Annotated in this window: 33 protein-coding genes; 22 read left to right on the top strand and 11 right to left on the bottom strand. The window is 66.7% G+C overall.

Annotated elements, in window-relative coordinates:
* Positions 1–3: 3 nt before the first annotated feature.
* The 3 genes from B6S44_RS06165 to B6S44_RS06160 all read right to left on the bottom strand — a co-directional run bounded on the left by B6S44_RS06165 (position 4) and on the right by B6S44_RS06160 (position 1,918).
* Positions 4–1,224: an MFS transporter gene (locus B6S44_RS06165; protein WP_129155873.1), complete on the bottom strand. Its 1,221-nt coding sequence runs from the start codon at positions 1,222–1,224 to the stop codon at positions 4–6.
* A 62-nt stretch (positions 1,225–1,286) separates the two neighbouring features.
* On the bottom strand, positions 1,287–1,430 hold the full coding sequence (locus B6S44_RS29790; protein WP_248309468.1) for a hypothetical protein: 144 nt from the start codon (positions 1,428–1,430) through the stop codon (positions 1,287–1,289).
* Positions 1,424–1,918: a TetR/AcrR family transcriptional regulator gene (locus tag B6S44_RS06160; protein ID WP_248309467.1), complete on the bottom strand. Its 495-nt coding sequence runs from the start codon at positions 1,916–1,918 to the stop codon at positions 1,424–1,426. The genes B6S44_RS29790 and B6S44_RS06160 overlap by 7 nt, the downstream gene beginning before the upstream one ends.
* A gap of 203 nt (positions 1,919–2,121) precedes the next feature.
* Between B6S44_RS06160 and glyA the strand changes: the two genes are divergently transcribed.
* Positions 2,122–3,420: a serine hydroxymethyltransferase gene (glyA, locus tag B6S44_RS06155; RefSeq protein WP_057192216.1), complete on the top strand. Its 1,299-nt coding sequence runs from the start codon at positions 2,122–2,124 to the stop codon at positions 3,418–3,420.
* A 25-nt stretch (positions 3,421–3,445) separates the two neighbouring features.
* Here glyA and B6S44_RS06150 read toward each other — a convergent pair whose 3' ends face one another.
* A complete protein-coding gene (locus tag B6S44_RS06150; protein WP_129155872.1) occupies positions 3,446–4,396 on the bottom strand; it encodes a hypothetical protein in 951 nt (316 codons plus the stop codon).
* Positions 4,397–4,668: 272 nt separating this feature from the next.
* On the opposite strand from B6S44_RS06150, the gene nrdR reads away from it, so the two are divergent.
* The 11 genes from nrdR to B6S44_RS06095 all read left to right on the top strand — a co-directional run bounded on the left by nrdR (position 4,669) and on the right by B6S44_RS06095 (position 14,870).
* Complete coding sequence (gene nrdR, locus B6S44_RS06145) at positions 4,669–5,166, top strand: transcriptional regulator NrdR (RefSeq protein WP_129155871.1); 498 nt, start codon at positions 4,669–4,671, stop codon at positions 5,164–5,166.
* A complete protein-coding gene (gene ribD / locus B6S44_RS06140; protein WP_126112653.1) occupies positions 5,159–6,289 on the top strand; it encodes a bifunctional diaminohydroxyphosphoribosylaminopyrimidine deaminase/5-amino-6-(5-phosphoribosylamino)uracil reductase RibD in 1,131 nt (376 codons plus the stop codon). Before nrdR ends, ribD begins: the two co-directional genes overlap by 8 nt.
* On the top strand, positions 6,289–6,936 hold the full coding sequence (locus B6S44_RS06135; protein WP_129155870.1) for a riboflavin synthase: 648 nt from the start codon (positions 6,289–6,291) through the stop codon (positions 6,934–6,936). Before ribD ends, B6S44_RS06135 begins: the two co-directional genes overlap by 1 nt.
* A 33-nt stretch (positions 6,937–6,969) precedes the next feature.
* Entirely contained in the window at positions 6,970–7,467 is a 498-nt protein-coding gene (gene ribH / locus B6S44_RS06130) for a 6,7-dimethyl-8-ribityllumazine synthase (RefSeq protein WP_129155869.1), read from the top strand.
* Positions 7,464–7,931, top strand: coding sequence for a transcription antitermination factor NusB (gene nusB / locus B6S44_RS06125; protein WP_126112650.1), 468 nt, complete (start codon positions 7,464–7,466; stop codon positions 7,929–7,931). The genes ribH and nusB overlap by 4 nt, the downstream gene beginning before the upstream one ends.
* Positions 7,932–7,939: 8 nt before the next feature.
* On the top strand, positions 7,940–8,935 hold the full coding sequence (gene thiL / locus B6S44_RS06120) for a thiamine-phosphate kinase (protein WP_129155868.1): 996 nt from the start codon (positions 7,940–7,942) through the stop codon (positions 8,933–8,935).
* A gap of 35 nt (positions 8,936–8,970) precedes the next feature.
* Complete coding sequence (locus B6S44_RS06115; protein WP_248309466.1) at positions 8,971–10,176, top strand: MFS transporter; 1,206 nt, start codon at positions 8,971–8,973, stop codon at positions 10,174–10,176.
* A 72-nt stretch (positions 10,177–10,248) separates the two neighbouring features.
* Positions 10,249–11,046: a (S)-ureidoglycine aminohydrolase gene (gene allE, locus B6S44_RS06110; RefSeq protein WP_129155867.1), complete on the top strand. Its 798-nt coding sequence runs from the start codon at positions 10,249–10,251 to the stop codon at positions 11,044–11,046.
* Between the two features lie 268 nt (positions 11,047–11,314).
* The gene (locus B6S44_RS06105) at positions 11,315–13,471 is read left to right on the top strand and encodes a sodium-translocating pyrophosphatase (RefSeq protein ID WP_129155866.1); all 2,157 of its coding nucleotides are present in this window, start codon (positions 11,315–11,317) and stop codon (positions 13,469–13,471) included.
* A gap of 130 nt (positions 13,472–13,601) precedes the next feature.
* Positions 13,602–13,850 (top strand): hypothetical protein, encoded by a 249-nt coding sequence (locus tag B6S44_RS06100; protein ID WP_129155865.1) that lies wholly within the window; start codon positions 13,602–13,604, stop codon positions 13,848–13,850.
* Between the two features lie 99 nt (positions 13,851–13,949).
* Positions 13,950–14,870, top strand: coding sequence for a DMT family transporter (locus B6S44_RS06095; protein WP_129155864.1), 921 nt, complete (start codon positions 13,950–13,952; stop codon positions 14,868–14,870).
* A 78-nt stretch (positions 14,871–14,948) separates the two neighbouring features.
* Here the strand turns inward: B6S44_RS06095 and B6S44_RS06090 are convergent, their stop codons facing one another.
* The gene (locus B6S44_RS06090; protein ID WP_129155863.1) at positions 14,949–15,446 is read right to left on the bottom strand and encodes an outer membrane protein assembly factor BamE; all 498 of its coding nucleotides are present in this window, start codon (positions 15,444–15,446) and stop codon (positions 14,949–14,951) included.
* A 124-nt stretch (positions 15,447–15,570) separates the two neighbouring features.
* Here B6S44_RS06090 and B6S44_RS06085 point away from each other — a divergent pair, with 124 nt between their 5' ends.
* From B6S44_RS06085 to sugE, 7 genes are all read left to right on the top strand, one after another.
* On the top strand, positions 15,571–16,122 hold the full coding sequence (locus tag B6S44_RS06085) for a ubiquinol-cytochrome C chaperone family protein (RefSeq protein WP_248309465.1): 552 nt from the start codon (positions 15,571–15,573) through the stop codon (positions 16,120–16,122).
* Positions 16,119–16,670, top strand: a complete 552-nt coding sequence (locus B6S44_RS06080) for a YceD family protein (protein WP_129155862.1) — start codon at positions 16,119–16,121, stop codon at positions 16,668–16,670. The genes B6S44_RS06085 and B6S44_RS06080 overlap by 4 nt, the downstream gene beginning before the upstream one ends.
* Positions 16,671–16,782: 112 nt before the next feature.
* A complete protein-coding gene (gene plsX / locus B6S44_RS06075; RefSeq protein WP_129155861.1) occupies positions 16,783–17,847 on the top strand; it encodes a phosphate acyltransferase PlsX in 1,065 nt (354 codons plus the stop codon).
* A gap of 15 nt (positions 17,848–17,862) precedes the next feature.
* On the top strand, positions 17,863–18,840 hold the full coding sequence (locus tag B6S44_RS06070; RefSeq protein WP_129155860.1) for a beta-ketoacyl-ACP synthase III: 978 nt from the start codon (positions 17,863–17,865) through the stop codon (positions 18,838–18,840).
* A 201-nt stretch (positions 18,841–19,041) separates the two neighbouring features.
* Complete coding sequence (locus B6S44_RS06065) at positions 19,042–19,356, top strand: integration host factor subunit alpha (RefSeq protein WP_110492580.1); 315 nt, start codon at positions 19,042–19,044, stop codon at positions 19,354–19,356.
* A gap of 35 nt (positions 19,357–19,391) precedes the next feature.
* On the top strand, positions 19,392–19,946 hold the full coding sequence (locus tag B6S44_RS06060; protein WP_129155859.1) for a MerR family transcriptional regulator: 555 nt from the start codon (positions 19,392–19,394) through the stop codon (positions 19,944–19,946).
* Between the two features lie 129 nt (positions 19,947–20,075).
* Entirely contained in the window at positions 20,076–20,390 is a 315-nt protein-coding gene (sugE, locus tag B6S44_RS06055) for a quaternary ammonium compound efflux SMR transporter SugE (RefSeq protein WP_129155858.1), read from the top strand.
* Positions 20,391–20,422: 32 nt separating this feature from the next.
* Here the strand turns inward: sugE and B6S44_RS29270 are convergent, their stop codons facing one another.
* Positions 20,423–20,590: a hypothetical protein gene (locus tag B6S44_RS29270; RefSeq protein WP_164985737.1), complete on the bottom strand. Its 168-nt coding sequence runs from the start codon at positions 20,588–20,590 to the stop codon at positions 20,423–20,425.
* 150 nt (positions 20,591–20,740) lie between these two features.
* Here B6S44_RS29270 and B6S44_RS06050 point away from each other — a divergent pair, with 150 nt between their 5' ends.
* A complete protein-coding gene (locus B6S44_RS06050; protein ID WP_129155857.1) occupies positions 20,741–21,244 on the top strand; it encodes a YciE/YciF ferroxidase family protein in 504 nt (167 codons plus the stop codon).
* A 19-nt stretch (positions 21,245–21,263) separates the two neighbouring features.
* Here B6S44_RS06050 and B6S44_RS06045 read toward each other — a convergent pair whose 3' ends face one another.
* The gene (locus B6S44_RS06045; RefSeq protein ID WP_129155856.1) at positions 21,264–22,217 is read right to left on the bottom strand and encodes a LysR family transcriptional regulator; all 954 of its coding nucleotides are present in this window, start codon (positions 22,215–22,217) and stop codon (positions 21,264–21,266) included.
* Positions 22,218–22,311: 94 nt separating this feature from the next.
* Positions 22,312–22,737 (bottom strand): DoxX family protein, encoded by a 426-nt coding sequence (locus tag B6S44_RS06040; protein WP_129155855.1) that lies wholly within the window; start codon positions 22,735–22,737, stop codon positions 22,312–22,314.
* A 184-nt stretch (positions 22,738–22,921) separates the two neighbouring features.
* Between B6S44_RS06040 and B6S44_RS06035 the strand changes: the two genes are divergently transcribed.
* The gene (locus tag B6S44_RS06035) at positions 22,922–23,854 is read left to right on the top strand and encodes a ring-cleaving dioxygenase (protein ID WP_129155854.1); all 933 of its coding nucleotides are present in this window, start codon (positions 22,922–22,924) and stop codon (positions 23,852–23,854) included.
* Positions 23,855–23,923: 69 nt separating this feature from the next.
* Positions 23,924–24,553: an alpha/beta hydrolase gene (locus B6S44_RS06030; RefSeq protein ID WP_129155853.1), complete on the top strand. Its 630-nt coding sequence runs from the start codon at positions 23,924–23,926 to the stop codon at positions 24,551–24,553.
* A gap of 6 nt (positions 24,554–24,559) precedes the next feature.
* On the opposite strand, the gene B6S44_RS29265 is transcribed toward B6S44_RS06030, so the two are convergent.
* The 3 genes from B6S44_RS29265 to B6S44_RS06020 form a co-directional block, all read right to left on the bottom strand.
* Positions 24,560–24,709: a hypothetical protein gene (locus tag B6S44_RS29265; protein WP_164985736.1), complete on the bottom strand. Its 150-nt coding sequence runs from the start codon at positions 24,707–24,709 to the stop codon at positions 24,560–24,562.
* Positions 24,710–24,816: 107 nt separating this feature from the next.
* On the bottom strand, positions 24,817–25,650 hold the full coding sequence (locus B6S44_RS06025) for a 3-oxoadipate:acetyl-CoA acetyltransferase (RefSeq protein ID WP_129155852.1): 834 nt from the start codon (positions 25,648–25,650) through the stop codon (positions 24,817–24,819).
* Positions 25,651–25,758: 108 nt separating this feature from the next.
* Positions 25,759–26,061 carry an SH3 domain-containing protein gene (locus B6S44_RS06020; RefSeq protein WP_129155851.1) on the bottom strand — a complete coding sequence of 101 codons (303 nt, stop codon included), beginning with the start codon at positions 26,059–26,061 and terminating at the stop codon, positions 25,759–25,761.
* Between the last annotated feature and the right edge of the window lie 64 nt (positions 26,062–26,125).

Raw genomic sequence — 26,125 nt, 5'->3', positions numbered from 1 at the left:
ACCTTATGCCGGCCGCGGCCGTGGTGACCCTTCGTCCTCAGCCAGGAACTGCAGCATCGCGGCCAGTGTGCCGACGAGGATCAGTGCGATCCAGGCGATCGCATAGCTGCCGCTCCATTCATAACTCAGCCCGCCGAGCCAGGCGCCGAGAAAGGCCCCGAGCTGATGGCTGAGGAACATCACGCCGAACAGTGTCCCGAAATTGGCCGTGCCGAAGCGCCCATTGATCAGGCCACTGACCGGCGGGACGACACTCAACCAGAGAAACCCCATGGCGGCGGCGAAGACGAGCGTCGTCTCGACACTGACGGGCAAGGAGAAGAACACGGCGATCGAGGCCGTCCTCAGGAGATAGATCAGCGCCAGCACGGTCTTGTTGCCCCAGCGCTGGCAGAGATAGCCGGCGACGAGAGTGCCGACCGCATTGCAGATGCCGATGAGCGCAATCGCCTCGGCGCTGACGGAGGGCGGCAGCCCGCAGATGGCGATGTATTTCGGCAGATGCGTCGCGATGAAGATCAGCTGGAAACCGCAGGCGAAGAAGGCGACGGTCGAGATCACGAAGGAGCGGTCGGCCATGGCCTCTGCGATGGCGCGGCGCGCATCTGGCTTCTGCTGTGCCGGTCCCGCTGCGGCGCCGGGGCTGGCGGTCCGGAAGAGGAAGGCCACCGCCGCCATGCCGGCTGCGAGCACAGCCAACCCGCCCAACGCCCCCTGCCAGGACCAGCGCTCGATCAGCGCCTGCGCAGTCGGCGCCAGCACGAAGGTACCGAGCGAGCCGGTGGCGGCGAGGATCGCGATCGCGGTTCCGCGCACGGCCGGGGCGGCGAGGCGCGAGACGATGCCCACCAGCACGCCATGCGAGGTTCCCGCGACGGCTATGCCGATCATCAGCCCGCCACCGAGCTGAAGGCCGAGCGGGCTGCCGGTCCCGATCAGATAGAGACCGGCGCAGAACAGCGCCGATGAGGCGATCACGACGAGCCGCCCGCCATAGCGATCGCAGAGCGCGCCCATGAAGGGCTGCCCGATGCCCCAGGCCAGGTTCTGCAGCGCCATGGCGAAGCCGAAGGTGGCGACGGAGACGCCGGCGTTCTGGACCATCGGCTCCATGAACAGGCCGAGGCTCTGCCGCAAGCCCATCGAGATCGAGAGGATCGTTCCGGCCGCGACGAGCGACAGGACCAGGGCTGGTGGCCAGGAATTGGGCGTCGGTGTCGGCACGATCGGTCTCCCCCGCAGATGCGAGGGCGAACGATAGGGACCGGCCGGTCAGATGAAATTCACTAGTCGGTATACAGGGCCGTCTGCGGAGAGGAGGTGGTGGTGCGCTGCAGTCGGTGCGCCGCCGCATCGAGATGGCTCGCGACGATGAGCACCGCCGCTTCGCCCGCGGAGAGTGCATAGCTGATGTCGCGATGGATCAGCATCTGCGCGATCGCACCTTCGACGAGGATCGCGAGTTGCCGGGCGATCGCTCCGGGTCGGCAAGGCCGCCTTCGCGCAGTTCCCCGGCGAGCCAGGCTTCGAAGCGACGCTTGTGATTGGCCGCCATCGCCACCGCCGGATGGCCGGGCTGGCCGGCGAGTTCCACCGCGGCGCGGGTGAAGCCGCAGCCTCGCCATTTCGGGCGCTTCGCGTGGTCCGCCAGTTCGCCGAACAGGTTCGCGATTCGCTCCGGCAGCGGCCGGCCGGGATCGCCGAGCCATTGCCGGTAGCGCTCGATTGCCGGCGTATCGCGCGCGGTGAGATAGGCGGTGATCAGCTCGTCCTTGCTCTGGAAGTGATTGTAGAGCGTGCGCTTGGTGACGCCGGCCGCCTCGGCGATGGCATCGACGCCGACGCTGTGCAGGCCATGCCCATAGAACAGGACCTCGGCCGCCGCGATGATCCGGGAGCGTGTGTCCGACTCAGCCATCTGCCTTGCCCTCGGCTGCTGATATGGCGGCGGCGGATGCCTCGCCTCGGCCCGAGGTTACACGGCTTTCATTCCGGCGCGTGGCCCGTCCGGCCAAGGCATTCGCCGCGGCCATCTATCACTTGGACAGCCTCACATCGCGTGATAGGGACCGCGCACGGGGCCGGGCCGCGATCGGCCGCCCCATACTTCAGGAGCCGGACATGACCGAAGCCGCGCTGGACAAGCACCTCTCCAACTCCTTCTTTGGCGCGTCGCTTGCCGATGTCGATCCGGAGATCGCCCGCGCCATCGAGCTCGAGCTCGGTCGCCAGCGCGACGAGATCGAGCTGATCGCTTCCGAGAACATCGTCTCCCGCGCCGTGCTGGAAGCGCAGGGCTCGGTGATGACCAATAAGTACGCCGAGGGCTATCCGGGCCGGCGCTATTACGGCGGTTGCCAGTTCGTCGACATCGCCGAGAAGCTCGCGATCGAGCGCGCATGCCGCCTGTTCGATTGCCAGTTCGCCAATGTCCAGCCGAACTCCGGCAGCCAGGCCAACCAGGCCGTGTTCATGGCGCTGATGCAGCCCGGCGACACCTTCATGGGTCTCGACCTCGCTGCCGGCGGTCACCTGACCCATGGCGCTCCGGTCAACCAGTCGGGCAAGTGGTTCAAGGTCGTGCCCTATGGCGTCTGCGTCGTCGACCAGGTCATCGACTATGATGCGATGGAGCGCCTCGCGGTCGAGAACAAGCCGAAGATCATCGTCGCCGGCGGCTCGGCCTATGCCCGCCACTGGGATTTCGCCCGCTTCCGCGAGATCGCCGACAAGGTCGGCGCTTATTTCATGGTCGATATCGCCCATTTCGCCGGGCTGGTCGCGGGCGGTGCCCATCCCTCGCCGTTCCCGCACGCCCATGTCGTCACCACCACCACGCACAAGACCCTACGCGGCCCGCGCGGCGGCATGGTGCTGACCAATGACGAGGCGATCGCCAAGAAGATCAACTCGGCCGTGTTCCCCGGCCTGCAGGGCGGCCCGCTGATGCACGTCATCGCCGCCAAGGCCGTCTCCTTCGAGGAGGCGCTGCGCCCGGAGTTCAAGACCTACGCCCACGCCGTCGTCGCCAACGCCAAGGCGCTGGCCGAGACGCTGAAGAGCAAGGGCTTTGACCTCGTCACCGGCGGCACCGACAACCACCTGATGCTGGTTGACCTGCGCTCGAAGAAGGTGACCGGCAAGGCGGCCGAGGCTGCGCTCGGGCGCGCCCACATCACCTGCAACAAGAACGGCATCCCCTTCGATCCGGAAAAGCCGATGGTCACCTCGGGCATCCGCCTCGGGACCCCGGCAGCGACCTCGCGCGGCTTCGGCGTCGCCGAGTTCAAGAAGGTCGGCGAACTGATCGCCGAGGTGCTCGACGGCCTCGCCGCCAATGGCGAGGAGGGCAACGCCGCCGTCGAGCAGGCGGTCAAGGCCAAGGCCCACGAGCTGACCGCGCGCTTCCCGATCTACTGAACGGGAAATCGCCGGGACCTCTCCTTTAGGGGAAGGTCCCGGTCAGCTTGATCATGAACAGGTTCTCCGGACCGCCGGGCGCATCGCCCCGGTTGGTCCGGCTGAGTTCCGCGTTGAGATCGAGCCCCTTGGTGATCTTGTAGCCCGCCGAGGCGCTGCCGCCGAACTGGCCGTCCTTGACCTGCGCGGCGACGGAGACGTTGAATCGGTCATCCGTCGCGCTCAGCTTGAGATTGAGGTCGACGGTCGGCTTGTTCACGTCCTTCTTGACGATGCCGCTGAGTTCGAACGAGCCGTACTGGACCATGACCTCGCCCTCAACCTTCTCGATGGCGGCCGATTTGGTCACCACCTGAAGCGAGAGGTCGAGCTTCAGCCGCTCCCATTTCAGCTTGCCGGTCAGCTTGGCGCCGACCAACTCGGCCGTCGGATCGAAGACGATGCCGCCGACGCCGAGCTGGAGCGCGCCGAGCTTCACGACCTCGAATTTCAGCTTCTCCAGCTGCTGCAGGCCGAGCGTCACGGCCCCATTGGTCGGCTTGGTGACGAAGAGGGCGGCGCCCGCCCCGAGCGCGAGTGCCGCGCCGACGACATAGACAATGCCCTTATGCTGATCGACCCAGACGCCGAGCGCCGACGAACTGGCGGCTTGCTTGAAGGCATCGACCTGCTTTTCCAGGGATTTGTAGCTCGACGACTTCTTGATCTGCTTGAAATACTCGTCGGCCGCCTTGGACAGGACATCGTCGCCGATTGAGCGCAGCTTCTGGATGTCCTCGGGTGAGAGCTGGGTGCTCTGGCTCTTGAGTTTCGCGTTCGCGAAGCTGAGCAGGCCCTTCTGCGCCGTCGCCAGCACGACCGGGCTCTTGAGAATCTCGGCGAGACGTTCGGGGGACCTTTGAATCTCGCTGTCGAGAAGGTCGAACGCCAGGACGACCAGGCCGCCGAAGGCGTCGCCCATAGTGTCATTGGACATCTGCGAAACTCCGATTGGCGAACAGGGGAGATCGGAAGGCAGGCGCAAAAGGTGACTGGCAGGCGGGGCGCAGGACGACACCTTGCCATGGGAAGGCGGCTCGCCCGGCGTTCTTTTTGCGAGGGGCTGCGATCCGTTGGCCGGGGCGTCATGCGATCTCGTGCTGGCTCTCTTGCCGACGGCTGGTCGTTTTTCGCTGGCCTGCGACGGCATGGCTGGGGCAATGAAGGGCCGCGGGCGATATCGTTGCCCGGTAACCCCGAGGCCTCGCCATGCGTTGTCCCTATTGCGGCTCCCTCGACACGCAGGTGAAGGATTCGCGGCCGACCGATGATCACGCCTCGATCCGGCGCCGGCGCGTCTGCCCCGATTGCGGCGGCCGCTTCACCACCTTCGAGCGCGTGCAGCTGCGCGAGCTCACCGTGGTCAAGCGCTCGGGCCGGCGCACCGTCTTCGATCGCGACAAGCTGCAGACCTCGATCGAGGTGGCGCTGCGCAAGCGCTCCGTTGCGCCCGAGCGCGTCGAGCGCATGGTCAATGGCATCGTCCGCCAGCTCGAAAGCTCGGGCGAGGGCGAGATCCAGAGCTCGGCGATCGGCGAATTGGTGATGGAAGGGCTGAAGGCGCTCGACGACGTCGCCTATGTCCGCTTCGCCTCGGTCTACAAGAACTTCCGCGAGGCCCGCGATTTCGAGGAGCTCCTCGGCCAGCTCGGCAGTGACGAGATCGAGCCCGATACCAAGCCGGCGCCTGCCCGCGACGATGCCTGACCAGGACGAGATCGATCGCGCCTTCATGGCGCGGGCGCTGGAGCTCGGCGCGCGCGGGCTCGGCCAGACCTGGCCGAATCCGAGCGTCGGCGCCGTCGTGGTGCGCGACGGGCCGGATGGGCCCGTGGTCGTCGGCGAGGGCCGCACGCAGCCCGGTGGCCGGCCGCATGGCGAGGCGATGGCCTTCGAGCAGGCCGGAGCGGCCGCGAGCGGCGGTACGCTCTACGTCACGCTGGAGCCCTGCTCGCATCGCACCGTCCGTGGCGGCACCCCTTGCATCGAGCGCACCTTGCTCGCCGGCGTCAGGCGCGTCGTCTCCGCCATGGCCGATCCCAATCCGCAGATCGCCGGTCTCAGCCACGCCCTGCTGCGCATGGCGGGTGTCGAGGTCAAGGTCGGCGTGCTCGAGGATCAGGCGCAGCGCAGCCATCGCGGCCATGTCCTGCGGGTGACTGAAGGCCGGCCGATGGTGACCTTCAAGGTTGCGCGTACGGCTGATGGCTTCGCCGGCGGGGCAGGGGGCGCGCGCCTTTCCATCTCCTGCCCGGAATCGGGCGAATGGGTGCACCGCCTGCGCGTCAGCCACGACGCGATCATGCTCGGCATCGGCAGCGTCCTTGCCGATGACCCACTGCTGACCGTACGTCTGCCCGGGCTCGAAATCCGCTCGCCCATCCGCGTCGTGCTCGATTCCGCGCTCCGCCTGCCGCTGACCGCCAAGCTGGTCCAAGGGGCTGCGACCGTACCGCTCTGGGTGATCGCGGCTGAGGATGCGCCGATCGCCGCGGAGGGGAAGCTGGTCGCCGCCGGTGTCGAAGTCATGCGCGTCTCCCGCGCCGCCGATGGCCATCTCGATCTTGGCGAGGCGCTGCGCTTGCTGGCGACGCGCGGGATCACCCGCGTCTTCTCCGAAGGTGGGCCGACCGTGGGCGAACAATTGGCGCTGCAAGGCTTCGCCGACGAGGTCATCGTCTCGACTTCGCCGAACCCCCTCGGCGGCGATGGCATCGTCGCGGTCAGGCCGGGACTTGCGGCTTTGCTCGCCGATCCCGAGATTTACGCCGTCACCGAAGCGGGGCAGATCGGCTGCGACCGTTTCGAACGTTTCACGAGGATCGCCTGATGTTCACCGGCATCGTCACCGCCATCGGCACCGTCACTCGCGCCGAGAGCAAGGGCCCCAGCCTCAAGCAGTTCGATATTTCCTGTCCCTGGGAAGCATCCGGCATCGAGATCGGTGCCTCGATCGCCTGCGCCGGCGTCTGCCTGACCGTGACGGCGCTGAACCCGCGCCAGGATGGCGAGCCCGGCTGCGCCTTCCAGGTCGAGGCGGCCGCCGAGACCCTGGCGAAGACGTCGGTCGGCGAGTGGGGCCTCGGCACCAAGATCAATCTCGAACGCTCGCTCAAGATGGGCGACGAGCTCGGCGGCCATCTCGTCACCGGCCATGTCGACGGCGTCGGCAGGATCCTGAAGATCGACGAGATCGCCGCTGACCCGAGCGAGCCCTGGGGTGCGACGGCGCGCTTCCATATCCGGACCCCGCAAGGGCTAGCCCGCTTCATCGCCGCCAAGGGCTCGATCTGCCTCGACGGGACATCTCTGACGGTCAACACGGTCGAGGACGACGTCTTCACCGTGCTCTTGATCCCGCATTCCTTCAGCGTCACCACCTGGGGCGAGCGCAGGAAGGGAGACGGCGTCCATGTCGAGGTCGATCTGATGGCGCGGTATGCCGCGCGGCTTGCGGAGGCGCGCCCGGGCGGCTAACCAGCGTCCTCAATCCCAGACGAGGACTTCATCATGGCCGGACCCCGGCAATCATCGGCTGTTTCGGTCACCCCACTCGACGGCGCCCGCGTGCTCGTGGTCGAGGCTCGCTTCTATGACACGCTCGCCGACGAACTGCTCGCGGGCGCGCTTGCCGCGCTCGAGAAGGCCGGTTGCCGCGTCGACGTCGTGACCGTCCCCGGCGCGCTCGAAATCCCCTCCACCATCGTCATCGGCCTGCGCGCCGCCGACGAGTCGGTCGATCCCTATGAGGCCGTGGTCGCACTCGGCACCGTCATCCGCGGCGAGACGGGTCACTACGACATCGTCGCCGGCGAAAGCTCACGCGCCTTGATGGACCTCTCGGTCGCTTTCGCCCTGCCGCTCGGCAACGGCATCCTGACCGTCGAGAATGAGGCGCAGGCCTGGGCTCGCGCCAACCGCAGCGAGATGGACAAGGGCGGCGGCGCGGCGGAAGCTGCGCTCGCAGTGCTGCGCTACAAGCGCTCGCTGGCGGAGGAGTCGAAATGAGCCGATCCGAGATGCGCCGCGGTGCCCGGCTCTCGGCCGTGCAGGCGCTCTACGAAATGGAGATCGGCGGACGCGGCGTGGTCGAGGCCATGGCCGAGTTCGAAGCCTTCTGGATCGGCAAGGAGGTCGAGGACATCGAGCTCCCCAAGGCCGAGATCGCTTTCTTCCGCGACCTGCTCGGCGGCGTCGTCCGCGAGCAGCGCCTGGTCGATCGCTCGGTCGACGAGACGCTGGCCTCCGGCTGGCCGCTGAAGCGCGTCGAGGCGGTGGTGCGCGCCATCCTGCGCGCCGGCGCCTATGAAATCGCCTTCCGCAAGGACGTGCCGGCCCGCGCCGTGATCTCGGAATATGTCGCGGTCGCCCGCTCCTTCTATGAGGGCGACGAGGTTGGCATGGTCAACGCGGTGCTCGACAAGCTGGCCCGCGACGTCCGCGCCGAGGAATTCGACGCGCCGGCGGCTTGAGCGGCGCCATGGCCGGACCCCAGACGCCCGGCGAATTCGAACTGATCGCCCGCTATTTCGCCCCGATCGCCGGCCGCGACGGGCTCGGCCTCATCGACGATGCCGCCCTGCTGCGCCCGGCGCGCGGCTATGAGCTCGTCGTTACGGCGGATGCGCTCGTCGCCGGCGTGCACTTCTTCCCGGACGATCCGCCCGCCTCGATCGGGCGCAAGGCGCTTGGCGTCAATCTCTCCGATCTCGCCGCCAAGGGTGCCAGGCCCGACGGCTTCGTGCTGACACTTGCGCTGCCGAAAGGCTGGACGGAGGGCTGGCTCGCCAGCTTTGCCGAAGGGCTCGGCGCCATGGCGGGCGAGGGCGCCTGCCCGCTGATCGGCGGCGACACGGTCTCGACGCCGGGACCGCTGATGCTCTCGATCACCGCCTTCGGCAGCGTGCCGGCCGGCCGCATGCTGCTGCGCTCCGGAGCGAAGCCCGGCGACATCATCGCCGTCACCGGCACGATCGGTGATGGTGCGCTCGGGCTGATGGCGCATGGGCCGGATCGCCCTAGCTGGGTCGGCAAGCTCACCGAAGCCGACCGCGCCTTCCTCGCCGACCGCTATCTGCACCCGCAGCCGCGGATTGCACTCGCTACCGCTCTGCAGGGCAACGCGTCGGCAGCGATGGACATCTCCGACGGCCTGGTCGGTGACCTCGCCAAGCTGCTGGCGGCATCGAAAGTCGGCGCCCAGATCGATCTCGATGCCGTGCCGTTCTCGCCCGCGGCCCGCAATGCCGTCATGGCCGATCCCGCATTGGCGGAACTGGCCTGGACGGGCGGAGACGACTACGAAATTCTCTGTACGGTTCCAGAAGGAGAATATCCTTCTATGGTTGCCGCCGCCGAGGCGGCGGGCTTAAGCCTTGCACGCATCGGGCGTGTGACCGCCGAGGCCGGGAGCGTGCACTATACCGAAGCGGGCCGGTCGCGAACCTTCGCACGCGGCTCCTTCGCTCATTTCTGACGGCGGCCAAGCGGCCGCGAAGGGCGGCGGCTGCGATGAACCAGCATGTTCCGGTGATGGACGGCGACACGCTCGCCAGGCGCAATGCGCTCGTGCTCGCCGGTGCCCAGGCGCTCGGCGGCGCGAGCCCGGCGATCGTGATCTCGCTCGGTGGCATCGTCGGCTCGCAGCTGGTCTCGAACCAGGCCTTCGCCACCGTTCCGGTCAGCCTGATGCAGCTTGGGCTTGCCGCTGGCGTGATCCCGGCGGCGTTCATGATGCGCCGGCTCGGCCGCCGCAGCGGCTATATCATCGGCGCGCTGCTTGGCGCGGTCGGTGCTGCAATTGCCGCCGCTGGCGTGGCCGAGCGCCTGTTCTGGCTGTTCTGCCTCGGCACCTTCCTCTGCGGGCTCTACGGCTCCTACGTCCAGAGCTACCGCTTCGCTGCCGCCGACACCGCGAGCGACAGCTTCAAGCCGCGCGCCATCTCCTGGGTGATGATCGGCGGGCTGGCCGCGGCGGTCATCGGGCCGCAATCGGTCTACTGGACGCGTGACCTGACGCCGGCCGCGCCCTTCGCCGCGAGCTTCCTGGCGCAGGGCGCGCTCGCCTTGCTCGCGATCGGCGTCGTGCTGGCGCTGCGCGCTCCGCCGGTCGCGCAGGCGAAGTCGAGCGGCGGCCGGCCGCTTTCCGAGATCATGCGCCAGCCGAAGTTCATCGCCTCGGTGATCGCGGCGCTGGTCACTTATGGGCTGATGAGCTTCGTCATGACCGCGGCGCCGCTTGCCATGGTGGGCTGCGGCCACAGCGTCGGCGATGCGGCGCTCGGCATCCAATGGCATGTGCTCGCCATGTTCGCGCCGAGCTTCTTCACCGGCCGACTGATCGCGCGCTTCGGCAAGGAGAAGCTCACCGCTGCCGGCCTGGTGCTGACCGCACTCGCCGCCGTGGTCGGCCTCAACGGCCTCAGCGTCGCGCATTTCTGGGTCGCGCTCGTGCTGCTCGGCGTCGGCTGGAATTTCGGCTTCATCGGCGCGACCGCGCTGGTCACCGATTGCTACCGCCCCGAGGAGCGGGTCAAGGTCCAGGCCGCCAACGATTTCCTCGTCTTCGGCTCGGTCGCGATCGCCTCGTTCTCCTCCGGTGGCCTGCTCAGCGCCGGCGGCTGGGACAGCGTCAACTGGCTGGTCTTCCCGCCGGTCGTGATCGCGCTCGCGCTGGTCGCCTGGCAAGGCCTGCAAACGCAAGCGCGGCCCGCTTGAGGCGGCTTTCCTAGCCAAGGTCGAGCCGGCAAGATCACCGCGATTCATCGGCTCTCGACGAAAGGCTTTCCCATGCGCCCGCACCAGCTTCCCGCGACACCCGGACGGCCTGTTCCGGGGGCGATCGGCCATAATCGCGGGGTGGTGCGGCCGAACTACGCCTTCATGCCGCCGGAGGGCGTGCTGGTCAGCCGCCTGCCGCATTTCGACGACACGGTCGTGCGTGTTCTCGCCGCGCCGGTGCTCGGCGCGTGTTTCGCGCAATATCTGCTGGAGATCGAGCCGAAAGGCGGCACGCCGGTGCCGTTCGGCGAGGACGGCATCCAGCACTTCTATTACGTCCTGTCGGGCTCCGGCCGCTTCGCCATCGGCGAGGCGGCGGCTGTGGAATTGCGGCCGGGCAGCTTCGCCTATGTCCCGCCCGGTGCCGCCTTCTCGCTTCGCAATACCGGCTCGGAGCAGTTGCGCGTCCTCGGCCTGCGCAAGCGCTACGAGGCGGTCGGCCTGCCGCAGCCCGACCCGATCCTGTCCCATCGCGACGAGGTTCCGGTCACCAACCATACCGGCATGGAAGGACGTGGCTTCCAGTTCCTGTTGCCGCGCGGCGATATGCGCTTCGATTTCGAGATGAACCTGATGTGGTTCAAGCCGGGCGCCTATTTCCCCGATGTCGAGACCCATGTGATGGAGCACGGGCTCTATATGCTGGGAGGGCAGGGCCTCTATTTTCTCGGCACCGAATGGCACGAGATCTGGGCAGGGGACTTCATCTGGATGGGCGGATTCTGCCCGCAGCAATATTATCCGACCGGTTTCGATGATGCGGCCTATCTGCTCTACAAGAACGTCAACCGCGACGTTGCGCTCTGACCTCATGGAGCCGCTGGCCGACGATGCGGTGATGCGCTGCGCGTCGGCCCTTGTCCCAACTGCCTGACATTCGTGCGATTTTGTCAGCCGACCCGTTTGCGATTCCGGCGGAAACTGGGCAACAATCCCGCCGACACTGGTGATCGGCGCTGCAGGCCTGATTCTTCGTGAGGCCGACAGAGCCCTTCCTTGCGTTCAAAGAACCGGAAAACCGGCTCCGTCGGGGCGTTCTGCCCCGGATGACGAATTCTCAGGGATAGGAAATTCGATGTCGGCCTTGCTCATCATCATTGTCTTGAGTGCGTTATCGATCGTCTACGGCTTATGGGCCTATGGCGACGTGATGAAACGCGATGCCGGCAACCAGCGCATGCAGGAGATTTCCGGCGCGGTCGCGGAAGGCGCGCAGGCTTATCTCAAGCGCCAATACGTCACCATCGCCATGGTCGGTGTCGTGCTCTTCGTCGGGCTGACCTATCTGCTCGGCGCCTATGTCGGCATCGGCTTCCTGATCGGCGCCGTGCTCTCGGGCGTCGCCGGCTTCATTGGCATGAACGTCTCGGTCCGCGCCAATGTCCGCACTGCGCAAGCCGCGATGCAGTCGCTCGGCGACGGCCTCGACGTCGCCTTCAAGGCGGGCGCTGTCACCGGCATGCTGGTCGCGGGCCTCGCTCTGCTCGGTGTCGCCGTCTACTACGGCTTCCTGACCTCGATGCAGGGCTTTGCTCCCTCGAGCCGCGTCGTCATCGACTCGCTCGTCGCACTCGGCTTCGGCGCCTCGCTGATCTCGATTTTCGCCCGTCTCGGCGGCGGCATCTTCACCAAGGGCGCCGATGTCGGCGCCGACCTTGTCGGCAAGGTCGAGGCCGGAATTCCGGAGGATGATCCGCGCAACCCGGCCACCATCGCCGACAATGTCGGCGACAATGTCGGTGACTGCGCCGGCATGGCCGCCGACCTGTTCGAGACCTATGCGGTGACGTTGGTCGCGACCATGGTGCTGTCTGCGATCTTCTTCGCCGGCCAGCCGGTGCTCGGCACGATGATGCTCTACCCGATGGCGATCGGCGCGGCCTGCGTCGTCACTTCGATCATCGGCACCTTCTTCGTCAAGCTCGGCGCCAACCAGTCGATCATGGGCGCGCTCTACAAGGGCTTCATCGCCGCCGGCGTGCTCTCGGTCGGCGCGATCGCGGCGGTCAACTACCTGATGTTCGGCGGCTTTGCGGCCTCGTTCACCACGGGGCAGGGCGTGACCTTCACCTCGGGCGCCCTGTTCGGCTGCGCGCTGGTCGGCCTCGCGGTGACGCTCCTGATCGTCGTCATCACCGAATACTACACCGGCACCGGCAAGCGCCCGGTCGTCTCGATCGCCCAGGCCTCGGTCACCGGCCACGGCACCAACGTCATCCAGGGCCTCGCGGTCTCGCTGGAATCGACGGCGATGCCGACCATCGTGATCATCGCCGGCATCATCGTCTCCTATGGCCTCGCCGGCCTGTTCGGCATCGCCATCGCCACCACCGCGATGCTGGCGCTGGCCGGTGTCGTCGTCGCGCTCGACGCCTTCGGGCCGGTCACCGACAATGCCGGCGGCATCGCCGAGATGGCTGGCCTGCCCAAGGAGGTCCGCCACTCCACCGATGCGCTCGACGCGGTCGGCAACACCACCAAGGCGATCACCAAGGGCTACGCCATCGGCTCGGCCGGCCTCGGTGCGCTGGTGCTGTTCGCCGCCTACACCTCGGACCTCAACTTCTTCGTGGCCGAGGCCAACAAGGCGGGCTCGACGACCTTCCAGTACTTCAAGGGCGTCGTCGTCGATTTCTCGCTGTCGAACCCCTATGTCGTCGTCGGCCTGCTGCTCGGCGGCCTCATCCCCTTCCTCTTCGCCGGCATGGGCATGACTGCGGTCGGCCGCGCCGCCGGCTCGGTGGTCGAGGAAGTCCGCCGCCAGTTCAAGGAGAAGCCCGGCATCATGGAAGGCACGGAACGGCCGGACTACGCCCGCGCCGTCGACCTGCTGACCAAGGCGGCGATCAAGGAGATGATCGTGCCGTCGCTGCTGCCGGTGCTCGCCCCGATCGTCACCTTCTTCGCGATCAATGCCATCGCCGGCAAGAACCAGGCTTTCGCCGCGGTCGGCGCCATGCTGATGGGCGTGATCGTCACCGGCATCTTCGTCGCGATCTCGATGACCTCGGGCGGCGGCGCCTGGGACAACGCCAAGAAGAGCTTCGAGGACGGCTTCGTCGACAAGGACGGCGTGCGCCATCTCAAGGGCTCGGAGGCACACAAGGCCTCGGTCACCGGCGACACTGTCGGCGACCCCTACAAGGACACGGCCGGCCCCGCCGTGAACCCGGCGATCAAGATCACCAACATCATCGCGCTGCTGCTGCTCGCCATCCTGGCGCATTCCTGAGCGCGAGAGCAGTCTGATCAAGCACGGACCCCGCGGAGCGATCCGCGGGGTTTTTTGTGTGTTGCGAATGGTTTGGAAGGAGAATGAGATTCAAGTTCTCAGCTGCTTGAATCAAACTCGGAGCCACGACTTGATCGACATGATCGGCAGCGTCCTTCTCGATGCTCTCGGCTACACGACTGCGCGCCTTCTCTTTCCGATTTTTACGTTCGGGAGCGTTCGTGTGCAGGCCCTTCGCGCTGAGTCTCAGCGGCATAACTGGTTCGGTTTCGCGCGCAATCCCGACGGCTCCTGCCGGATCGAGGCGACCATGGCAGGCTGGTATGGCCTGTTCTTCTGGATCGCGGTGGTGATCGTCGCTCTTGTGTTGCTCCGGTGAAGATTGCCGAGACTCGCGAACCTACGGCCGAAACCGTAGCGTTCCAGCACGACCTACGTGCTGCCGCCTGTCATGGTCCGGCCATCCAAGGAGGACCCGATGACCGCCCCAGCCGCTTCCGCCAGCGCACGATCCAGCCATCTCGCCGACATCGCGCTGCTGGTGCTACTGGCCGTGCTCTGGGGCGCTTCCTACAGCTTCATCAAGCTCGGCGTCGAGACGATCCCGCCGCTGACCCTGATCGCGGCGCGGACGCTGATCGCCGGCGCGATTCTCCTCGTCATCATCCGCTGGCGCGGGCTGAAGCTGCCGCGCGATCCGGTCATCTGGCAGCGCTTCCTCATCCAGGCCTGCCTCAACAGCGCCGTCCCCTTCACCCTGATCGCCTGGGCCGAGACCAGCGTCGATGCCGGTCTCGCCGCAATCCTAAACGCCGGCTCGCCGATCTTCGCTTTCCTGCTGAGCCTGTTGCTCTTTCGCGCCGAGGCGGCTGCGGGTCGGAAGCTCTTCGGCGTCGCCGCCGGCATGCTCGGCGTCTGCCTGATCATCGGCGTCGAGGCGTTGTCGGGCTTTGGCCGCGAGCTCTGGGCGCAGTTCGCCCTCGTCGCCGCAGCGGCCTGCTATGGCGGGGCGGCGCTGTTCGGGCGCAATTTCAAGGGCCTCGACCCGATCATGCCGGCGGCCGGCTCGCTGATCTGCGGCGCGGTGATCCTGATCCCCTTCAGCCTGCTCGTCGATCGGCCCTGGACGCTCTTGCCGTCCCCTGAATCGATCCAGGCGCTGCTGGCGCTGTCGGTGTTCTCGACTGCGCTCGCCTTCATCATCTATTTTCGGCTGATCGACCGGCTCGGCACGGTCGGCACGACCTCGGTCGCCTATCTGCGCGTACCGACCGGCGTCGCCATCGGCGTCCTGTTCCTCGGCGAGCGCTTGAGCACGACGGCCTGGGCTGGGCTCGCTCTGGTCATCGTCGGGGTGTTCGCGATGACGCTGCCGGAGCGCAAGCCGAAGGCCGGCTGAGACCTGTGGGCGGGTGACAAAGAAAAAGCCCTGCGGCAGCGCCGCGGGGCTTTTTTGTTTCATGCGAGGGCGCGTCCGTCAGCTGGCTCCAAACGGCGAGAACTTGGTGACGCCGCGGAACAGGTTGCGCAGGAAGCTCTGCTCCTCGCCGCCGGTCGTCGTGGTGCGGCTGATGAAGTCGAAGATCACGCCGTCCTGCAGGCCGTAATTGGCGATACGCTCGACCTTGAAGCCCTTGTTGAAATAGATCACCAGGACCTGCTGGTCGATGACGGCAAACTCCTGGAACTGGAAGCGCCGGCGCACCCTCTGGCTGATGTAATAGAAGGTGCGGTTGCCGACGGTCGAGGTGGTCGATGGCGTGCCGAGCGTGGTCAGCACCGTCTGCACGTCCATGCCGGGCTTCACCTTGCCGATCAGCTCGTCGTCCATGACGAAGCCGCGGGTGAACTCCTCGTTGAGGCCGGCGGAGGTCGGGGTGCGGAAGCCGAGATTGGTTGCAGTGCCGCAGCCTGCCAGCGGCAACGCGGCGGCCAGCGAGCCGATCAGGACGGTACGGCGGGTCGGAGCGGTCATGCTTGGCGGATCCGGAGGCAGGCGCGCGGTGCTGCCGCGCTTGTCAGGGTGGGTGCGCTTGGCGTAACGCCCGAGCATGGCTTTGGCAAGGCAAGTCGCTTTTTAGCTAAGCAAGTCGGGAAAGGTGAGGGTAGAGGCTGTGATCTTCGGCCTGTTCGGCAGGAAGCGCGCGCGCATGGCGCCGGTCAATGCGCTGCTGGAGCGCATCGTCGGCGCCGCGCGCGAGCCCGCCCTCTATCGTGAAGGGGGCGTGCCCGATGATTTCGAGGGCCGGTTCGAGGCCCTGACACTCCACCTCTGCCTGGTGCTGCGTCGCCTGCGCGAATTGCCGGCTCCGGCGGCCGATGTGGCGCAGGACCTGATCGATGCCAGCTTCGCTTATCTCGAGCTCGGCTTCCGCCAGGGTGGCATCAGCGATGTCGCGGTGCCCAAGCGCATGAAGAAGATCGGGCGCAGTTTCTATGGTCGCCTCGGCGGCTATGAGGAGGCGCTCGCCGCCGCGGCGCCCGATGCGCTCGATGTGGCTCTGCTGCGCAATGTCGGGGCTGGGGTTGATGCGCCGGCGCTCGCACGCCATGTCAGAGCCGGCGCCGCCGTCTTGGCCACACGCACGCTCGACGATATCCTCGCCGCCGATCCTTTGTTCCCGTTCTTCGCAGACAGCATCGCCACATGACCGTTTCCAGCCAGGACACATTGCCTCTTCGCCGCCCGATCCGTGTCGAGACCATCACCCTGCGCCCGGTCGTCGTCGACGTGGTGGCGGAGCAGGGCGACCTCGCGGCGGTTGCGACCTTCCTCGGTGTCGCATCGGCCGAGGTGCTGAAGGCGAGCTATTCTCTGTCGCGCAATGGCGAGCGGCTCAAGCTCGAGGGCATGATCAAGGCGAGCCTGCACCAGAACTGCGTCGTCACCCTCGATGCCTTCCCGGTTGAACTCAATGTGCCGGTCAAGCTCGACTTCGCGCCGGAGGCCGAGATCGCCGCCCTGGCGCGGCCGTCGGAGGATGACGAGATCGACATCGAGGTTCTGCTGAACGAGGAGGAGCCGCCGGAGCCGATCATCGACGGCACGATCGATCTGGGTGTGGTCACGCTCGAATTCCTGGCGCTCGCGCTCGATCCCTATCCGCGCAAGCCTGGCGTCGCGTTCAGCGAACCGGCCCCCGAGACCGCAGCCGAATCGCCCTTCGCCGCGCTCCTGCAGCTGAAACGCGGCGAATGATCGCTAAAAACCTCAGCGCTTTCGCTTGCGGCGGGCGGCCAACCCGCTATGGTCCGCCGCCCGCCCGGCCGCCCCGGCAGGAGGCGCAGCCGCTGGAATTGACCACCGTCTCATGACACGTCCGGTTACAATCGCGCTCGACGCCATGGGCGGTGATCACGGCCCGTCCGTGGTCATTCCAGGCGCCGCGCTCACGCTCGAACGCCGCCCCGATGCGAAGTTCGTGATCTTCGGTGACGAGGCGCTGGTCCTGCCGCTCCTCGAGGCGCACCCCGCGCTCAAGGCGGTGACGACCTTCCACCACACCGAGGTCTCGGTGAAGATGGACGACAAGCCGAGCCAGGCCTTGCGCTATGGCCGCTACAAATCGTCGATGTGGCGCGCCATCGACGCAACCAAGACCGGCGAGGCCGATGTCACCGTCTCGGCCGGCAACACCGGCGCGCTGATGGCGATGTCGAAATTCTGCCTGAAGTCGATGCCACAAGTCGACCGGCCGGCGATCGCCTGCCTGTGGCCGACGGTGCGCGGCGAGAGCGTCGTGCTCGATGTCGGCGCCACCATCGGCGCCGATGCCCAGCATCTGGTCGACCTTGCCGTGATGGGCGCGGCGATGGCGCGCGTCGTCTTCGATCTCGACCGGCCGAGCGTCGGCCTGCTCAATGTCGGTGTCGAGGAGATCAAGGGTGTCGAGGCGGTCAAGGAGGCCGGCCGCATCCTGCGCGAGAGCAACCTGCCGCATCTCGATTATCACGGCTTCGTCGAAGGCGACGATCTCGGCAAGGGCACGGTCGACGTCGTCGTCACCGAGGGTTTCACCGGCAATATCGCCCTGAAGACCGCCGAAGGCACGGCCAAGCAGATCGGCGAATATCTGCGTGCGGCGATGGGCCGTTCGCTGATGTCGAAAATCGGCTATCTTTTAGCCCGTGGCGCCTTCGCGGCGCTGAAGGACAAGATGGACCCGCGCAAGGTCAATGGCGGCGTCTTTCTGGGTCTTGAAGGCATTGTGATCAAGAGCCATGGCGGCACGGATGCCGTCGGGTTCGCCAGCGCGACCGAACTCGGATACGAGATGGCGCGCGAGAATCTGATGGCCAAGGTGCGCGAGATGGTCGCCGCGACGGCGCGGCCCAGCGCAGCACCGGCAGTTCCGCAGGTCGCGGCCGGCGAGTAGGGAAGAGAAACGTCCTTGTCCAGAATGCGATCCGTCCTGCGCGGCTGCGGCTCCTACCTGCCGGCGCGAATCCTGACCAACGCCGAATTGGCGGCGAAGGTCGACACCAACGATGAATGGATCGTCCAGCGCACCGGCATCCGCGCCCGTCATATCGCTGCCGATGACGAGACCACCGGCACGCTCGGCCTGAAGGCGGCTAAGGCCGCGCTCGCCGATGCCGGGATTCCGGCGAGCGAGGTCGACCTCATCATCGTCGCGACCGCCACGCCCGATCATACCTTCCCTGCGACCGCGACCGAGATTCAGGCCGCGCTCGACATCACGCAAGGCGCGGCTTTCGATCTGCAGGCCGTCTGTTCCGGCTTCGTCTTCGCGCTTGCCACTGCCGACAAGTTCCTGACCAGCGGCGCGGCGAAGACGGCCCTGGTCATCGGCGCCGAGACCTTCTCGCGCATTCTCGACTGGGAGGACCGCGCCACCTGCGTGCTCTTCGGCGACGGAGCAGGCGCCGTGGTGCTCAGGGCGGAGGAAGGCGAGGGTACGCTGGCCGATCGCGGCGTGCTGACCACCCATATCCGCTCGGACGGGCGTTACATGAACAAGCTCTATGTCGATGGCGGCCCGGGCTCGACCAAGACGGTCGGCTTCCTGCGCATGGAGGGCCGGGAGGTCTTCAAGCACGCGGTGGTCAACTTGGCCGATACGGTGCGCCACACCTTCGAGGAAACCGGGCTCACCGGCGCCGACATCGACTGGTTCGTGCCGCATCAGGCCAATCGCCGTATCATCGACGCCACCGCCCACAAGCTCGGCATCGATGAGGACCGGGTGGTCGTCACCGTCGACAAGCACGGCAACACCTCGGCCGCCTCGATTCCGCTCGCTTTGGCGCAGGCCCATATGGACGGGCGCATCAAGCCGGGGCAGCTCGTCCTGATCGAGGCGATGGGTGGCGGCTTCACCTGGGGCTCGGCGCTGATCCGCTGGTAGCGGCGGCGGATTGGCCGTCCAAGCTAAGCGCTTTGGATTTATGACATTTTCTTAGCGGCGTCAGCGCGGATTTTCCGCGTTTTTCAACCTGTGCGAGCGCGCCGAGGATTGACCGCAATCGCCTCGCCGCCTAGCGTCCGCCTCCGGTGGGGCGAGGTTGATAGGGACGCCGCTGTTTGAAGAAACGCCTTGGAGGAATTGATGGCGGGGCAAACGATTACGCGGGCTGATCTGTGCGAGGCAGTCTACCAGAAGATCGGCCTGTCACGGACGGAGTCGTCCAAGCTCGTTGAAACAGTGCTGGACGAGATCTGCGACGCGGTCGCGCGTGGGGAAAACGTCAAATTGTCCTCGTTCGGCTCCTTCGTGGTGCGCGACAAAGGCGAGCGAATCGGGCGTAATCCGAAAACCGGCGTCGAAGTTCCGATCGAGCCGCGTCGCGTGATGGTGTTCAAGCCGTCGAACGTGATGAAGGCGAGGATCAACGGATTGAATGGCGTGGGTGAGGAAGAGTGACTCTGGAGTTCCACGACGGCGGATATGAGGCCGAATTGGATAACAAGAGCCCAGACGCATTCAGAACCATCAGCGAGGTCGCAGACGACCTCGACATTCCCCAGCACGTCCTGCGTTTCTGGGAAACGCGCTTCTCCCAGATCAAGCCGCTGAAGCGCGGTGGCGGCCGGCGCTATTACCGGCCCGACGACGTCGCCCTGCTGAAGGGCATCCGCCGTCTGCTCTACGGCGAGGGCTACACCATCAAGGGCCTGCAGCGCATCCTGAAGGAACAGGGGCCGCGCCATGTCCAGGCGATCGGCCGCGGCGGCGAGATCGTCGGCGCTCCCGGTGCCCAGTCTGCTGCGCAAACCGCACCGCCGCGCCCGGAGCCGATGCAGGCGCCGCCATCGGCGCAGTACCATCATCCTGCGGCCGCCGCCGAGCCCGGCTTTGCTGCAAAGGCGCTGCTCTCCTCCCTGCCGCGCTCGGCCCAACCGCTGATCGGCGCCGACGATCTCGCCTTCCTGAAGGCGACGCTCTCCGAACTGATCGAATGCCGGCGCCTGCTGCATGGCGCCCTGGCGACGGCGGCAACCGAGGACGCCTGAGCGCTTCGGGCGCTTGAACCGCCGGTCAAGGATCGCTAGATCAGCGGCGAGGACGACCTCCGCGGTGCCTTGAGCGCGCGTTTTCCAACAGGCGTGGACGACCCCGCCCTTCTCATGAGGAGGGCCGCCATGGCCTGGACTTATCTTTTCTTCGCCGGTCTGTTCGAAATCGGCTGGGCCATCGGGCTGAAATACACGCACGGCTTCACCCGCTTCATCCCGACTGTTCTGACGGTCGGCAGCATGGTGGTGAGCCTCGGGCTGCTTGGTCTTGCGCTGAAGAGTCTGCCGCTCGGCACGGCCTACGCGATCTGGACCGGGATCGGCACGATCGGCACCGCCATCCTCGGCATCATCCTGTTCGGGGAGCCGGCGACGGCGCTGCGCCTTGCCTGCATCGGGTTGATCGTCGCCGGCATCGTCGGGCTGAAACTCGTCTCCTGAGAAGCGGCTCGCCGAGCCCAGCCGGCGGCGGTTCACTGCCGCCGGAACGCCTCGGGCCAGAAGCCGTTGCGCTCGAGCAGAACGATCACGACGATGACCGCCAGGGTCACGACGATGATCAGCTTGGCGTTCCAGGGGACGTGGCGGCCGACCAGCCAGATCAGCGCCATGCCGGCGAGCAGGGGAATGAGCAGTTCCATCGGGCGAGCCTAGCGCAGGCCGGCATGGGCCGCATCCACCATCGGGGCTCCGGAACAGTTCGCGGCGGCACACGTTGCAGCGACAGGGAAGCGCGTCGCTAGAAAGGCGGCGCCGGTCAGCAATCCGGACAATACGAGCAGGAGGACGGCATGGGTCTATTTTCAAAGGATATCAAGACGATGGACGATCTCTTCGTGCATCAGCTCCAGGATGTGTATTACGCCGAGAAGCAGATCATCAAGGCGCTGCCGAAGATGATCGAAAAAGCGACGGATGCGCAGCTGCGCAGCGGGCTGCAGGCTCATCTTGGCGAGACCGAAGGCCATATTCGCCGGCTCGAGCAGGTCTTCCAGCAGCATGGCGCCGAAGCCAAGGGCGTCGACTGCCCGGCGATCGACGGCATTCTCGAGGAGGCCGATGACGTGACCGGCGAAGTTGAGGACAAGCAGGTGCTGGATGCGGCGATCATTGCCGCGGCGCAGGCCGTCGAGCACTACGAGATCACGCGCTACGGCACGCTCACCGCCTGGGCAAAGCAGCTCGGCCGCGAGGACTGCGCTGCCCTGCTGCAGCAGAATCTCGACGAGGAACACGCCGCTGACAGCAAGCTGACCAAGCTGGCCGAATCCGGGATCAACCGCCAGGCGGCCTGACGCCTGGCCCGGCCTTTCGTCAGAACTCTGCCGGTGAGGGCGCCTCGGCGTCCTCCCGGCTTGTCGCGCCGCCCTCCATCAGTGGCCGGAGCTTGGTGAGCTCGGCTGCCATGAAGTCGAGGAAGAGCCGCACCCGCGGCGAATGGCGCAGATCCGGATGGGTCAGCAGCCAGAGATCGGCGGCATAGCCGGTCTGTGGTGGCGCGAGCCGTTTCAAGCCGGGCCGCTTGTCGGCGATGAAGCAGGGCAGGAAGCCGATGCCGATGCCTGCCTCGACCGCTTCGGCGAGGCCAAGCACCGTGTTAAGCTTGTAGACGGTCCGATCGGCCGGGATGTGCTTCTGCCGGTATTGCACCACCTTGAAATTGCTGAACTGGTCGCCGAGCGAGATCCAGCGCAGCTGCGCGAGTTCGGCCTGGTCGGAGGGCGCGCCCTCCGGAAAGTCGGTTGCGCGCCCGTAGAGCGCCCAGCCGATCTGGGCGACGCGCCGGCCGATCAGGTTCTCCGGCGGGCTGTCGGTGGCGCGGATCGCGACATCGGCGTCGCGCTTGCTGAGGTTGAGCGCCTGGTTGCCGAGCAGCACGTCGAGCCGGATGTCCGGGCATTGCTTCATGAAGGCGGCAAAGAGCGGCGTCAGCAGTTCGACCAATAGCGAGTCGTTGGTGGTGACGCGCAATTCGCCTGCCGGCAGGATCTCGCGCCCGGCGAGGCGGCGGGTGAAGCCGGCGATGTCGGTCTCCAGCCGCTCGGCGAGGCCGGCCATCTCCTCGCCCGCCGGCGTCGGCACGTAGCCGGAGCGATGCCGCTCGAACAGGCGCGTGCCGAGAGAAGCTTCGATCTGGCCTAGCCGGCGGAAGACGGTGGAGTGGTTGAGGCCGATCAGCTCGGCGGCGGCTGGCAGGCTGCGCGCTTCGGCGATGGCACGGATCAGCCGAAAGTCGTCCCAGGCGATCGGCGAGGTGGCGTTCGGCAAGCAGGCGGCTCCAGGCGGGATCAATTCATCTGAACATGGTACGGGCGACAGGTTGCAGCAACCTGTCGCCCGTTCTGTCTGACAGTAAAAGCGCTCAGGCGAGAGCGGGCTTCGAAGCGCCGCCGAAGGCGGCAGGGCGCAGCGCCAGCGCGCCGTCGCCGATCAGGACATGGGCAAGGGCAGCGACGGCGAGGAAGGCGGGATATTCCCAGCCGCCGTTCGGGGCGGTGAACAGCCAGCCATTGGGGGCGTGGACGCTGAGCGCACCGAGCAGGATCGGCAGCAGGGCGAGCGAGACATAGCGGCCATAGAAGCCGGTGAGGATGGCGAGCCCGCCAAGCGTCTCCGCCAGGATGATCGGCCAGGCGAGGAAGCCGGGCAGACCGATCTGGCCGAGGAAGCCGGCAAAGCCGGGAACCGTGAAGATGACGAGCTTCAGATAGGCGTGGGCGATGAACATGGTGCCGAGCGCGACGCGCAGGGCAAGCGCGCCATAGGGAGCGAAACGGGTATCGATCATGGTCTTTCTCCGAAGGACCGGGTTGGGTTGCGACAAAAGTTGCTCTCAGCTCATTCGCAATTCCAGTTGGTATATCGACAGATCGATATTGCATCAAAGCAATGATCGGCCGCTGACTTTCCGAGCCCGCCGCCCCATCTTGGCGTCAACGAGGGCAGCCTCCTGCAGCCCGGAGGACGACATCATGCAGATCAACGGCATCCATCACGTCACCGCCATCGCCGGCCCGGCGCGCCGCAATCTCGACTTCTATAGCCGCGTGCTCGGCCTGCGCCTGGTCAAGAAGACGGTGAACTTCGACGACCCGACCACCTGGCACCTCTATTTCGGCGATGCCGACGGCAATCCGGGCACGATCCTGACCTTCTTCCCCTGGGAGCATGTCGCGCCCGGCCGGCTCGGTGTCGGCGAGACGCAGGAGACTGCGTTCCGTATCCCGGAAGCGGCGATCGGCTACTGGACGCATCGGTTCATTGCCCTTGGCGTCGCGCATGACACGCCGCAGAAGCGCCTCGGTGAGACGGTGCTTGCCTTCCGTGACCCGGACGGCACGCGGCTCGCACTCGTCGCGGTGCCCGGCAGCGAGAGCGAGCCGGCCTGGGACAATGGCGAGGTGCCCGTCGAGGTCGCGGTCCGCGGCTTCCACGGCGTCACCCTGCTGCTCGACAAGACGGAGACGACTGCAGCGATCCTGCGCGATGTCTTCGGCTTCGTCGAAGCGGGCCGTGAGGACAACACCGTCCGGATGCGGGCTGAAGGTGTAGCTCATGGCGGCATCGTCGACCTGCGCGCAGCCGGCGGTTTCCTGCCGGCTCGGATGGGGGCGGGCTCGGTGCACCACATCGCTTTCCGCGCCGGCGACGACGCCGAGCAGGAGCGGATGGTGAAGCAACTCGCCGAGACATTCGGGCTCCGCACCACCGGGCAGAGAGATCGGGATTATTTCCGCTCCGTCTACTTCCGCGAGCCCGGCGGCGTGCTGTTCGAGATCGCGACCGATGCGCCCGGCTTCACCGTCGACGAGCCGGCCGATGGGCTCGGCGGCGCACTCAAGCTGCCGGCGCAGTATGAGAAACGCCGCGCCGAGATCGAGGCCGTGCTGCCGGCGCTGGCTTGAATCTCAAGAAGCGCTCCGCCTCCGGGCGGAGCGCCCCTACGGACCAAGATTACGAGAGGAGGTCGTGCCATGAGCACTCCCGAAACCTTCATCCATCGCTTCGAGCCGGCGACCGCGCCAGGCCTGCCGCCGCTCCTGCTGCTGCACGGCACCGGTGGCGACGAGAACGATCTGCTGCCGCTCGGGCACAGCGTCGCGCCGGGCGCGGCGCTGCTCTCGCCACGCGGCCGAACGCTCGAGGCCGGCATGCCGCGCTTCTTCCGCCGACTGGCCGAGGGCGTCTTCGACGAGGACGATCTTCGCCGGCGCACGCATGAGCTCGCCGACTTCGTCGAGCAGGCGAGGGCGGAATACGGGCTGCCGGCCCCGATCGCGCTCGGCTTCTCCAATGGCGCCAACATCGCCGCCGCGATGCTGCTGCTGAGGCCGGAGGCGCTCTCGGGGGCCGTGCTGCTGCGGGCGATGTCGCCTTTCGTCAAGCCGCCGGTGGCGGCACTGACGGCTAAGCCCGTGCTGATCGTCTCCGGCAGTTTCGATCCGATCATTCCGGAGGAAAACGCCGCGCGGCTGGCGGCGACACTTGGCGGGGCAGGAGCCGCGGTCGAGCATCGCAGCCTGCCGACCGGTCATGGCCTGTCGCAGGCGGATCTGGGGCTGGTGCGGGATTGGTTCGCGCAGCGTCCGGCGCTCGCAGCCTGAGTACGCCTAGGCTCCAGGCCTGATGTGCTTCGAGAGATAGCACGTCAGGCCGAGCCCGCCGAGCATCACCGAGATCATATAGGGGCCGAACAGGCAGGCGACGAACACGGCCGCGATGAAGCCGAGCATCAGGCTGTTACGCCAGTCCAGGATCATGACGGGGCCTCCACGAATCGGTGCCAGTATCATGAAGATAACCTTCACCCTGTGAACCGCATTTGAACAGAATGCGTTAATCAAATCTTACTCTTGCGAGTGCTTCCTCATGCGGCCGGAGGCAATTTCAGCAGCGCGCGCGCCTCGGCCGCCGTCGCCGGCCGGCGGCCATATTCTGGGCAGAGCGCGACGATGCGTTCGACCAGCGCGGCGTTCGACGGTGCCAGCCTGTCGCGGTCTAATCGGACATTGTCCTCCAGCCCGGTACGGCAATGGCCGCCGAGCTCGAGCGACCAGCGGTTCAGCGTGATCTGGTCGCGGCCGATGCCGGCCCCGGTCCAGGTCGCGTCGGGGGCGAGGCGCTTCAGCGTCGCGATGTAGAATTCGAAGACGGCGCGGTCGATCGGCATGGCGTTCTTCACGCCCATCACGAACTGGATGTGCAGCGGTCCCTCGATCGCGCCCGCCATCCCCATCTCGGCGGCCTTGAAGATCATCGACAGGTCAAAGGCCTCGATCTCCGGCTTGACGCCATGGGCTTTCATCTCGGCTGCGAGCCAGTCGACCAGCTCCGGGCTGTTCTCGTAGACCCGCGTCGGGAAATTGCAGGAACCGGTCGAGAGCGAGGCCATGTCGGGCTTGAGCGGAATCATGCCGCCGCGCTCCCGCCCAGCGCCGGAGCGGCCTCCGGTCGAGAACTGCACGATCATGCCGGGGCAATGCTTGCGCAGGCCTTCGAGCAGCCGCCCGAAGCGCTCGGGATCGGAGCTCGGCGTGCCCTCGTCGCTGCGGACATGGCAGTGCGCCAGGCTCGCTCCGGCCTCGAAGGCTGCTTGCGTCGATTCGACCTGCTCGGGAATCGTGATCGGCACCGCCGGATTATCGCGCTTGCTCGGCAGCGAGCCGGTGATCGCAACCGTGATGATGCAGGGCGTGGTCATGGGTGGTGCTCTCCAGTTCCGGCCACTGAAGCCGATTCCACTTGCGCCGGCAAAGTCACCGACGGCGTTTCATGGACCGGAACTCGCTTGTGCGTCCCAAGCTGCGGTTCAGCCGCAATCCCTGAGGAAGCGGCGCGCGACATGGCCTTCGGTGAAGCCGCCATAGCCCTTCGCCAGTCTGGCATCGCCGGGCCAATGCCTGACCTTGCTCCAGCCGCCGCGCCCGCCTTCGACGATCTGGACCTCGTCGCCGGGCTTCATGCGCAGGATCAGCCGGCCCTGCGCGCCAGGCGCGGCGCGAAGCGCGACGAAGCTGTCTGCCGTTTCGGGAACGAGACAGAACAGCGAGGCCCTGGCGTCGCCGCCATGGAGAAGAAGGCCGAGCATAGCGAGCAGGGCAGGGCGGATCATGGTGCCGTTCCTTGGCTTCGGGCACCTCACCATGCCGCGAAACGCCTCGGCCGTCGCCGTCCAG

The organism is Allobosea sp. Tri-44 (assembly GCF_004123845.1).
Taxonomy (GTDB): domain Bacteria; phylum Pseudomonadota; class Alphaproteobacteria; order Rhizobiales; family Beijerinckiaceae; genus Allobosea.
The sequence above is the reverse complement of the archived record's forward strand: the minus strand, read 5'-3'. Positions and strand labels throughout refer to the sequence as shown.